The sequence below is a fragment of the Ilumatobacter sp. genome, assembly GCF_041688325.1.
Taxonomy (GTDB): domain Bacteria; phylum Actinomycetota; class Acidimicrobiia; order Acidimicrobiales; family Ilumatobacteraceae; genus Ilumatobacter_A.
In genome coordinates, this window is sequence record NZ_JBDNIJ010000030.1 from 1 (window position 1) to 7,085 (window position 7,085).

General features: G+C 63.8%; 8 protein-coding genes and 1 tRNA gene. 6 read left to right on the forward strand and 3 right to left on the reverse strand.

Features of this window, described 5'->3' with window-relative positions; genetic code table 11:
• Positions 1-64 precede the first annotated feature (64 nt).
• Both ACH2EI_RS02225 and ACH2EI_RS02230 read left to right on the forward strand, forming a co-directional pair.
• Positions 65-140, forward strand: a tRNA-Thr gene (locus ACH2EI_RS02225).
• Positions 141-236: 96 nt separating this feature from the next.
• Entirely contained in the window at positions 237-1,370 is a 1,134-nt protein-coding gene (locus ACH2EI_RS02230; RefSeq protein WP_395159019.1) for a tyrosine-type recombinase/integrase, read from the forward strand.
• Between the two features lie 16 nt (positions 1,371-1,386).
• Here ACH2EI_RS02230 and ACH2EI_RS02235 read toward each other — a convergent pair whose 3' ends face one another.
• Positions 1,387-1,602 (reverse strand): helix-turn-helix domain-containing protein, encoded by a 216-nt coding sequence (locus tag ACH2EI_RS02235; protein ID WP_395156138.1) that lies wholly within the window; start codon positions 1,600-1,602, stop codon positions 1,387-1,389.
• 389 nt (positions 1,603-1,991) lie between these two features.
• Here ACH2EI_RS02235 and ACH2EI_RS02240 point away from each other — a divergent pair, with 389 nt between their 5' ends.
• The 3 genes from ACH2EI_RS02240 to ACH2EI_RS02250 all read left to right on the forward strand — a co-directional run bounded on the left by ACH2EI_RS02240 (position 1,992) and on the right by ACH2EI_RS02250 (position 4,006).
• Complete coding sequence (locus tag ACH2EI_RS02240; RefSeq protein WP_395156140.1) at positions 1,992-2,180, forward strand: hypothetical protein; 189 nt, start codon at positions 1,992-1,994, stop codon at positions 2,178-2,180.
• On the forward strand, positions 2,173-2,649 hold the full coding sequence (locus ACH2EI_RS02245) for a hypothetical protein (protein WP_395156142.1): 477 nt from the start codon (positions 2,173-2,175) through the stop codon (positions 2,647-2,649). The genes ACH2EI_RS02240 and ACH2EI_RS02245 overlap by 8 nt, the downstream gene beginning before the upstream one ends.
• A 1,078-nt stretch (positions 2,650-3,727) precedes the next feature.
• A complete protein-coding gene (locus ACH2EI_RS02250; RefSeq protein WP_395156144.1) occupies positions 3,728-4,006 on the forward strand; it encodes a hypothetical protein in 279 nt (92 codons plus the stop codon).
• Between the two features lie 550 nt (positions 4,007-4,556).
• Here ACH2EI_RS02250 and ACH2EI_RS02255 read toward each other — a convergent pair.
• Entirely contained in the window at positions 4,557-4,931 is a 375-nt protein-coding gene (locus ACH2EI_RS02255) for a hypothetical protein (protein ID WP_395156146.1), read from the reverse strand.
• Between the two features lie 78 nt (positions 4,932-5,009).
• Here ACH2EI_RS02255 and ACH2EI_RS02260 point away from each other — a divergent pair, with 78 nt between their 5' ends.
• Positions 5,010-5,234 (forward strand): hypothetical protein, encoded by a 225-nt coding sequence (locus ACH2EI_RS02260; protein WP_395156148.1) that lies wholly within the window; start codon positions 5,010-5,012, stop codon positions 5,232-5,234.
• A 324-nt stretch (positions 5,235-5,558) separates the two neighbouring features.
• Here ACH2EI_RS02260 and ACH2EI_RS02265 read toward each other — a convergent pair whose 3' ends face one another.
• A complete protein-coding gene (locus ACH2EI_RS02265) occupies positions 5,559-6,494 on the reverse strand; it encodes a hypothetical protein (RefSeq protein ID WP_395159021.1) in 936 nt (311 codons plus the stop codon).
• Positions 6,495-7,085 lie beyond the last annotated feature (591 nt).

Below are 7,085 nucleotides of genomic sequence, written 5' to 3' on the forward strand. Positions count from 1 at the left end.
GCATTCATCAGCACGCGTCGTCACCGTTCGAAAATCCAGTGACGTCGCTATCGTCATGCCCCACGCCGGGTTAGCTCAGTTGGTAGAGCACTTGATTTGTAATCATGAGGTGGCGAGTTCGATCCTCGCACCCGGCTCCAAGATCACCCCAGCGTAGAGGCCATTTCCGGTCGAAGCGCTGGTCGCAGATTCGGTCTGCTGTCCACGAAGTGTCCACATCGGGCTACCGTGTCAGCATGAAGGGTGCGATCCGCAAACCACGAACGCCGGGCGGCGCGTGGAGCTATCGGATCGACTTGGGGTTCGATGATTCCGGAAAGCGTCGCCAGCGGCAGGTCGGCAACTTCGCGACCAAGCGTGCAGCCCAGGCAGCGTTGAACGAGGCGCTCGCTGGCCTGCAACAGGGCACGTACATCGCACCGTCGAAGCAGACTGTCCGTGATTTCCTCGAGGTGTGGATCGACACGGTCAAGCCTGAGCTGGCTTTGACTGCGTGGACGAACTATGGCGAAGTCGTCGAGCGGTATGTGCTGCCGTATCTCGGTGCCACGCGCCTTGCTGGTCTGTCGGCGATGGACATCAAGCGTTGGCACGGGGTGCTGCTCGATCACGGTCGACGCGATGGCAAGCCACTGGCGGCCAACTCGGTGAAGCTCGCACACCGGGTGCTGCACCGTGCCCTTGCCGACGGTGTCCGGTGGAACGTGATGCCGACCAACCCGGCGAGTTCGGTGCGGGTGCTGAAGGGCGAGCACATCGAGATGACGGTGTGGACGTCTGAGGAGGCGCGGCGCTTCATCGACTCGCTGGACGACGACCGACTTCGCGGGCTGTGGACGCTCGCGCTGCACACCGGTATGCGTCGCGGCGAACTCGCCGGGCTGCGGTGGAGCGATGTCGACCTTGGACGGGCAACGCTGACGGTTGCTCAGCAGCGCACGACGGCCGGCAAGGAGACCGTGACGACGACGCCGAAGGCGCGGAGTCAGCGACAACTGCTGCTCGCCGATGCAACGGGCGGCGTCCTTCGCGATCACCGCGAACGTCAGGAAGTCGAGCGGGCCGCAGCGGGCGTCGCGTGGACCGGCTCGGGGTACGTGTTCGTCGACGAGGCAGGTGTGCCGCTTCTGCCGCAGCGACTCACGAAAATGTTCGCCTCGGCGATCGGGCGGGCCGACGTGCCGAAGATCAGGCTGCACGATGTTCGCCACACGATGGCGACGAGTGCGCTCGAAGCCGGCGTGCATCCGAAGGTCGTCCAGGAACAGCTCGGCCATGCGACGATTTCGGTCACGATGGACACCTACTCGCACGTCCCGCAGGCAGTCCGCCGCGAGAGCGCTGGTCGCATCGCTGGGCTCTTCGAGTAGAGCTCCTGGGGGTCTGTCAGCGCTCGATGGAGCCGTTGTCGACGACGTTCGGCGTGACGGAGGCAAGGAGCGCGTTAATGGCGTGCGTCGGTACCACGATTCGCCGACCAAGCCGGATCGACGGGATCGAGCCGAGGCGCACGCATTCGTAGGCGTTCGATCGCGAAATGCCGAGCAGGATCGCAGCCTCGCTGACGGTCATCGTCGCCGGGCTGATCGAGAGCGTGTTCATTGCAGATCTCCTTCGTCCGGGAAACCCTGGAAGTCTCCTCTGCTCTGTAAAGGCGGCTGGCCGTGCTGGGCGGGACATCGAGCCGGGAGAGCCCTTCGGCCCGGCAGATCCTGCGGTCGGTGCTGGCTCGCGCTCGGGCGTGGTCCTCGGCGGGTGTGGGGAGCGTTGCCTCGTCAGATCGTGTGTCGTCGGAGGTGGGTTCTGGAATGTCGTGTGCCGGGCTGGTGGGAGTGCATACACCTTTGCAGGTTCCCCTGAACGGGGAACCTGGCGACACGATCGCACCCTCGGGGAGTCGCATCGGACCTGTCGTGGTGTTGTATCGCTGTTCTGCTCGCCCGCCCTGGATGAGGAGCGCGGCCGAGCACCGGACTGGTACTGTTGAAGGCATGGTTCGCACGCTCGATCTCGCCGAATGGGCTGGTTGTTGGGTCGCGCTCGATACCGACGATCGGGTACAGCGACATGCAGCCACGTTGTCGGAGTTGATGGCGGTCATCGACGCCGACGGTGTCGAGGGGCTCGAAATCATGCGCGCTCCGGTTCCGGGCGAACCCGTGGTCTTTGGGCTTGGCTGAGGCGTGGCAGTACGGCTACACCGACTTCGGTGAGGGCCGGGGGCGAACGCCGCAGCCGGTGCTCCGCGCTGTGGTGCAGGCGTCGACGCCGGGTACGGCGAGTGTTTGGTCCGCCCTGATCGATACCGGCGCCCCGATCACCTTGGTGCGCAGCGAGGTGTTGCAGTCTGGCGGCGACCCTGTCGAGACGGGTGAGACGATGGTGCTCCGGCTCGGCGGATCGAGCAGTGAGGTCGCGCTGTACGAACTGACCCTCGAGGTTCGTGCGCCGTCGTCATCGCAAGGCGCTCCACCGATTTCTTGGCGCAGTGTGGTGGCGTTGCTCGACCCGTGGCCTCATCAGGGGACAGCGGTCATGTTTGGGCAATCCGGATTTCTGGAGGCCTGTGCGGTGACGTTTGGGCCGGACGGCTTCGTAGTCGAACCGGCGAGCGTCTTCCGTGAGCGCTTCCCGTCGCCGAGTGAGTGAAGAAACCGGCGATGTGTGCGCCCCAGGTTCCCCAAAGGGGAACCTGCAAAGGTGCATTCCCTCCCACCGTCTTCGCGCACGACCTGCCTGGGCCGACCTGCGGCGTGACACGATCTGGCGCTGAAGGCTGACCTGCGCGGCGCCTCGACAAAAACACCCAAGCGACCGACTGCGCAGTAGTGCTGCCCAACCGAGGCGGAACACGCGGTGAAACGCCGGCTGCGGCGGGCCGGCGACAGCGACAAGGAACGAGACTTGATTCCTCGCTTGTTGCGACGGTTCCTCTGCGACGAGGTCGTGCTGTTGACCAGGCGCGATCGGGTGCTGTGCGGTTGATCGGGTGATGCGTCGTGTGTGCTCGCGAGACGATCGGGCGGAGGGGTGACTCATGAGTGCTATCGGCGCTTCCTTGGCGTCACGATTCGGCTGCTGAGCAGGGATGGTCGTGTGTCGGGTGCGGGATCGTGTGTCGCCTCGTGAGTGCTTCGGTCGCGTCGGAACTCGCTCGGCCAACCGATCAAGCTCGACTGGCATCACGGAGCCCGATAGCTACTCCGAGTCGTACTGAACCGACGGCGTCAGGCCGAACGTTATGGAGCACCCGACGACCGCCATAATGCCGGGTAGGAGCGGGTCAGGGCACGATCTGACGATGGTGATATGCGTGCCCCGTACCCGGCGGTAGGTGACACTTGCTTGGGTGCTGAAGCTGTAGGTAGCGGAGAGCCGACGCGCGGTTCAGCCGACTGCTGCGGCGGGCTGGCGAGAACCTCGGCCACGACCTCGTCCGGGGCTTCTCGGTAGTGTTGACCGTCAGGTCTGCGTCGGTGAGCCACGGCACCGCAGCCCGGCCGCTATGCACGAACGGCCGGCACGTCGCCGCCTACTGGAACGGGCCGTGCGTCCGTAGCACCGACACCCTCGACCTCGACGACGAGTTACAGCGACGGGGGTACCGAACTGATGGTGCGGGCCGGTCAGGACCGGGCTGTCGGCGACATTGTAGGATGAGCCCGTTCAAAGGGGGAGGGGCGACCCCAGGACGCAACACAGGCCGCCCCAAAAAGGAGTGGAACCAGTGGCAAAGGTAGTCGTTCGCCGCAACATGAGCCCGTTCGGTGGGGCACGTCGCATCACCGTCGCGATCGACCGAAAAGTGGTGTGCGAACTGCACGCCGGTGGCCGGTTCGAGATGGACATCGAACCTGGCTGGTACGGCGTGGACGCCGAATGGGGACGCGGGAAGCGTTCAGCGTCGTTCGACAACAAGGACGGCTCCCCGGTCGAGATCGTCGTCGGTCTCCCGTGGATGAGCCTGGGGAAGCGCCCCACCATCTCCATCAGCGTCGGGGAGTGACCGATCCGCTGGTGCGAGCCGGTCAGGCAAGCTGATCGAACAGGTAGCTTGACCGGCCCGCTCGGCTTCCACGAGCGAACCGGCCGGCTGAGCGTACGACACCGCGGCCGGCAGCGGAGCGTCCTTCGGTAAAAGCCGGAGAGCGTGTCACCGACCTCGACCGTGAACGACCCGTTGGGGGAGGCGGCGGCTGCGATTTGGGCTTCGTCGGGCGACCAGGGCGGGTCGTCGGTGGAAAGCGCGGCGCCGTTCGTGAGCAGTGTGGGCATAGTGTCCTCCTTGAATCGTGGGACATCCACCCAGCTCCATCGCCACCCTCGATGTCACGATTTCGACGTACGCCCGCAGCCGGCGTTCGGGGATGGCGAAAACTTGCCGTCGCAAGAGACGTGCCTCGTCGCAGCGGTGCGAACGCAGGGACGCACGAGCTGCTGTGAGGGCGTCGTCCGCGATCCGAGTGCAGTCGCTGCGGTGCTTCGATATGCCGACAGCTTGCAGCAGACCCGGTTCTCGCAGCCGCCTCAGCGGAGATAGCAATGAGCCGTGACGCTTACCGCAACATCTCGGGGTCGGCGTATTCGCAACGCCAGCCGCCGAGCGGATCCCCTACCACGGCAGGACGCAGCCAGCCGTCCATCTTGGTGCAGATCTGGGCCGGGTTGGGCTCGCTAGCACTGATGAGGACGTCGATCTGCTGCGTAGGGGTCGGCCGGCATCCAAGCCCGTTCTTCACAAGGTCGGCGTCGTAATTGACGGTGACTTTGGCGCCTTCGCACGATTGTGGACCTGCGCTATTAGGTTCCACCGCGAATGACTCACCGCTTGCGGCCGACACATCGCTAGCAGCCGACACATCGCCCGCGACCGGTGTATCTGGCGTCGCCTCGTCACCACACGCGGCCAGCGCGCTAGAGGCGGCAATCATCACAGCGAGCAAAGCAATTCTAAGGATGGACACAGACAACCTCCAGGTTCGGGCTACGACGTTACGTCCGACACTGCCATGCCCACCACGGTCAACGGCACGCCCGCCTGGATCATGAGTCGAGAAGGCGATCCGCCCGAAGGCGTCAACACGGCAATCGTCTGGCGTGCATCACCGAATCGAGTCATTGCGATCAGTGCCCACACCAACTCCGATGCCGTCCGAGTGGTAGCAGAACGACTTGAGCAAGTGACGGAGGAGGAGTGGTTCCTTGCGCTCCCGGATGCTGCCACCGGAGACTGAACGCACGTGTCCGAGGCCCCCTGCCGCCAGACAGAAATCCGGCGCGAACGGCATTCTCGCCGCCGGAGGTAGTCGTCCCCAACGCGACTCGCATAAATCGCCAGTCTGAGCGACATCGTTGAAAGGCGATCAGAACAACGGGCAACGCAGCAGGCCGGCACCATCCGCTAACGGCACTTCTTCCGTACTGTGACCCACTCATAACAACAGTTCCGCAGAAGTGGCGCCGACGCCCGTCGTCACGAATCGACTTCAATGGAGTTGGAGCATTGTTGGCTCAGCAGACGAGGGCGCGTACCCCGCGGCGGAGCGTCCGATCGGCGGTTAGCTGTTGGCCGTTGCTGCGGTGTAACGCTCGCCGATTGTTTCGATCCGTGTGAGTGCGTCGATCATCGCGTCGGTTGCTGGCCAGCCCATCAGTTCTGACCTCGCTGTGGCCACAGCTTGAAGTGATTGACCGACCATGAGCGCAAACATTGTGATCTGGCCCGCCTCGATGATGACCGGAGCGAACCCGCCTGAGGGGTCGAATGGGTCGGGGACCATTCGTTCCGCGAACCCTTCCGAGATCGCATACCACGTGCCGTGAGTAGACGCCGACAGAAGACTCCAAAGGGTGCGGTCGAGCCGCTCAGCTTCTCCGCCGAACACGACCGTTGAGAAGCTCTCAGCAGCCACCGGTAGCTTCTCGTCATCGACGGCGTTTGCGCGAATGGCCCAACCGTTGTGACGGGCGAACGTTTTGCACGCGTTGCGTGCATTCTTGGAATTTTGAACGGCTTGCTCGAGGTGTTGCATCCGTCCGCTCTCGTTCGCCGACTTGAGTCGATAGGCGATGCTTCGCTTTACACGCTTTTCGGCTGAGATCGTTGGGTCGAACAGCCAGTGAGCAATCGGGGTGATTTCGAAGACGGCTCGAAGGGTCGGTCGATGAGACTGGGAAGGCCCGACCTTGGTGTGGGCAATGATGGCGGCGAACGCTGCGACGTGTTCGATGAGCGTGTACAGCAATGTGCTGGCGTACGAGTGCGCGTTGCGGACTGGTTCGCTCCACGAAGCGGTCGCCCAAGCGCGCTGAACGTCCAGTTCGGCCATCGCCTGTGAGGACGCGGCTGGCAAGTAGCCGTGACCGTCAGCCTGGGCGTTGACCGCCACGGCATAGTCACTCAGTGCCGCCTCGATCGGTGCCATGTACTCGGCAAAAGTTTCGTTGCTGACCAGGTTTCCGTCAGGGTTGAGATTCTCCGGTGGGGTCGGCATCCCCGCTACTTTCGCAGGGATCCCATCAGAAGGACGGCCACTCGCCGGTGCCAGCAGCGTCGTCCCAGAATCGCCGTGGTGGTCGGTCGGCGGTGGAGCCATTCAGTTCCGAACGACGCTCACTGTCCACGAAGTGTCCACGAACAACCCACCACAGCACGCCTCTCGACGTACTCGTTGGACGGCTCACGTGTCAGGAACCGCATGTTTCCGGACTCTGCGACATCGGCCAGCATCGCTCGGACGCGCCCGTGGTGATTTGTAATCATGAGGTGGTGAGTTCGATCCTCACACCCGGCTCCAATAAAACACCAGCTCAGAGGCTATTTCGGGCTGACATGGTGGTTGTAGATTCGGTCTGCTACCCACGAAGTGTCCACAGGGAGCGGCGGTGGTCGCAGGGCCGCTTTCGAGCGGCATCTTCGATCGGCGACTCGGGCTTCGGGGCCTGCGGGTTGATCGTCAGCGTCGGCTGCGACGCCGATCTTGGCGAGCGGGCTGGGCCGAAACCGCTGCCTATTGCGTCGTTCTGTCAGGACTCCGACTGAGTGTTCTCAGCCGACTGGCAAAGAGAAACTCACAGGTCATAAC

Bases quoted from the DNA above. Each gene is read 5' to 3' on its own strand.
- ACH2EI_RS02235 (WP_395156138.1), bottom strand. From the start codon at position 1,602: ATGAACACGCTCTCGATCAGCCCGGCGACGATGACCGTCAGCGAGGCT.
- ACH2EI_RS02260 (WP_395156148.1), top strand. From the start codon at position 5,010: ATGCCCACCACGGTCAACGGCACGCCCGCCTGGATCATGAGTCGAGAA.
- ACH2EI_RS02230 (WP_395159019.1), top strand. From the start codon at position 237: ATGAAGGGTGCGATCCGCAAACCACGAACGCCGGGCGGCGCGTGGAGC.
- ACH2EI_RS02240 (WP_395156140.1), top strand. From the start codon at position 1,992: ATGGTTCGCACGCTCGATCTCGCCGAATGGGCTGGTTGTTGGGTCGCG.
- ACH2EI_RS02255 (WP_395156146.1), bottom strand. From the start codon at position 4,931: ATGATTGCCGCCTCTAGCGCGCTGGCCGCGTGTGGTGACGAGGCGACG.
- ACH2EI_RS02265 (WP_395159021.1), bottom strand. From the start codon at position 6,494: ATGCCGACCCCACCGGAGAATCTCAACCCTGACGGAAACCTGGTCAGC.